The following is a 2,680-nucleotide window of genomic DNA, read 5'->3' as shown; positions in this document are numbered from 1 at the left end:
GAATATTGTGGAAATTTGGGATATGTGATGTTCTACTACAAAGAAATAATATCAAAATTGCCTAGAAAAGAGCTAGAGAAAATAGGTGAGGCAGTTGGTGTTGATTATAGGGTTAGCAAGCTGACTGGAGAAAACGTTTTCAATTTGTTGCTCTATAGCATACTGGAGAAAAATGAGCTGAGTTTGCGGATAATCGAGGAAAATTATCGTAGAATGTTCAATATAGATACTCGCCATTCATCGGTAGCAAGCCGCTTAAAAACAATACCTGTCAAGTATTTTGAGAAGATTTTTTCGTTCGTGTTGCAGAGTTCCGGAAAATCAACGAAAGTTGCTGATAACTACACTTCAGCTATCAAGTAAATTACTACATCTTGGTATTCCCTGCAGAAACGCAAAATATTGTGAGAAAAATATGATAAAATGCACTATTTCAACAGATGGAAGATTCGCAAAATTGCTTAATTTATGTACTCAGGCAGAAGGATTTTCGGATCATAAATCGTTCCGGGAAATGATTTTAAATCATGGTCAAGAGTCAATTTGTATGTTCGTACAGCTGTGTGTAACTACATACAGATGTATGTTAAACACTAGAATGACATTAGACTTCTTGCATAACCTAAGGAAGCAGCTCAAAATTATAGAAAGAGGCAAAACCGTAAACCGAAACGCCTTCGTCTATTTCTATACCTGTCTGAAATTATTTTAAATCGCTTAAGTAAACCAATAACTACAACTCTTTGGCTAGAAAGTTCTCTGCTTTTTTGTCTTTTGGTAAAGGGTGCTTTTTTGATCTCCTATGAGGGAGTTGAACATTTTTATGAAACTTTTGCATACCCCTATCAGCTAAAACTTGATAACATCGACTCTTCAAAAATCCTAAAGTCATGTCGTTTACCGTTAGCAAAGGAAGTACATATAATTTTCTTACTTTCTTTTGCTATAACTACTTGTGTCTTTATTGTATGTTTCTTTTTTTTCCTGAAAAAAATCTTTTCTGCTTTTTTTTGCTCTCTCTATGGGAGTTTCTGTTCCGTCTACTACCAGAATCTCATATTGCATTTAATAGCTCTTTTTTTCCAGGCAATGCAAAATCTTGATGCTTTATCAGCGAATGCAGGCACTTTCACTTATTCCATAGCTTTATGGAAATAGGTACGGTAGTGCCATTAACAAACGATCTTCCATGCATTGTTTATTTGGTTTGGGAGTGCTAAATAAACCATACGCATCAAGTTAAGAGAATACACCCAATATAGCAACCATTTAAGGTTTATTTGTTATATTTATTTTTTAAGAAATCTTGGTCTTAAATAAGATAATTTTTTTTAAAGAGTCTATAAATTACTAATTTTATCGTTTAATATCTAAAATAATTTTTACCGCTTCTCTTCTTGTATCTTGTAAAAAGCATCTAATGTTTTAAGCTTAAGCATTAGGTGGAGGAGGGAAGAACTCTGTTTCTCCTCTTAGATATAAAATCTGTAAGAAAGATAAGAGTTCCCTCCTCAAAAGTATAGGCTGGACGGTATCGTAGAAAGACCTAAATGGCTCTAATTCTGTATCCACAAGGTTAGCCTTACTTTTCGTTTTAAATGGTAACGTATGGGGTTATATATGATCAACAACTTTCTTGGAATTGATGTATCAAAAGATCGCTTTGATGTTTTTCTTTCATTCATAAGTAAAAAAGAAAAGCGTGAAACTAGGAAAAGGAGCTTTAAGAACGATGATCTTGGGTTTCAAGGTCTGCTGAGTTTTCTACAAAAGCATAATGTGGAAGAAGTAAAGTCATGCATGTGGTTGTTATAGCGAAGCTTTGGCTGAATTTCTGCACAATGCTGGACATTTTGTTAGTGTTGTAAATCCTTATTGTATTAAATCTTATACAAGGAGTAAGCTCGTAAGACAAAAGAATGATCAGACTGATGCAGAAATTATTGCTGATTATTGCCAAAGACAGGAACCAACTCGTTGGACACCACCTTCTTCTGAAATGAAAAAATTAAAACATCTTTATCGTTGCTCAGTTGCGTTAAAAGAATTAGTAAATAACCACCTAGAAAAAAAAGAGAGACTGCCTAAAGAAGTTGCAAATGCTTGTTGCAACGAATATAGTTAAAAAAATAGAAATAATAAAAAACTCCATACGCAAACTATTAAAGCAGCACAAAGAATTGTTGGAAAATTTTCAGCTTCTATTGACTATTCCAGGAATAGGAGAGGAATCAGCAATGGCTATTTTAGCTGAAATCCCTGACATAAAAGCTTTTAGAGATGCCAGGCAATTGGCAGCATATACAGGAGTTATACCGAAAAATATAACATCAGGTTCATCTGTACATTCTAAACCAAGATTAAGTAAATCAGGTTCACAAACATTACGTAAGGCCCTTTTCTTTCCTGCCATAGTAGCCAAGAATCACAATCCTATCATTGTGAGTTTTTGCCAAAGACTAAAGAAGAAGGGTAAGCATAATATGGCAATTGTGGGAGCTGCAATGCGTAAGCTACTCCATATCATTTTCGGTATCCTGACATCCAAAAGTGCTTTTGATCCAAATCATATCAAGAATTACAGAACTAGGATGTTGACTGTAGTTTAAAATCAAAAAATGCTTCCAATCCATTCAACATATTCACTAACTGTAATCTGTGTACTGTTACACAATCAGAA

At 34.1% G+C, this 2,680-nt stretch carries 2 protein-coding genes and 2 pseudogenes; 3 read left to right on the top strand and 1 reads right to left on the bottom strand.

Annotation, left to right across the window (positions count from 1 at the left end; all coding sequences use genetic code 11):
* Both Wcon_RS09285 and Wcon_RS11495 read left to right on the top strand, forming a co-directional pair.
* The coding region (locus tag Wcon_RS09285) for a hypothetical protein (RefSeq protein ID WP_237350139.1) at window positions 1–363 on the top strand (363 nt) is incomplete at its 5' end.
* Window positions 332–712 carry a hypothetical protein gene (locus Wcon_RS11495; RefSeq protein ID WP_179947515.1) on the top strand — a complete coding sequence of 127 codons (381 nt, stop codon included), beginning with the start codon at window positions 332–334 and terminating at the stop codon, window positions 710–712. The genes Wcon_RS09285 and Wcon_RS11495, both read left to right, overlap by 32 nt.
* On the opposite strand, the pseudogene Wcon_RS13130 reads toward Wcon_RS11495, so the two are convergent.
* Window positions 642–1,166, bottom strand: a pseudogene (locus Wcon_RS13130) (transposase family protein); the annotation flags it as partial. The gene Wcon_RS11495 and the pseudogene Wcon_RS13130 sit on opposite strands and share 71 nt — an antisense overlap.
* Before the next feature lie 454 nt (window positions 1,167–1,620).
* On the opposite strand from Wcon_RS13130, the pseudogene Wcon_RS09275 reads away from it, so the two are divergent.
* Window positions 1,621–2,609 (top strand): annotated as a pseudogene (locus Wcon_RS09275) (IS110 family RNA-guided transposase).
* The last annotated feature ends 71 nt before the right edge of the window (window positions 2,610–2,680 follow it).

This window comes from Wolbachia endosymbiont of Cylisticus convexus, from assembly GCF_003344345.1.
This window is presented reverse-complemented; position numbering and strand designations above follow the sequence as displayed.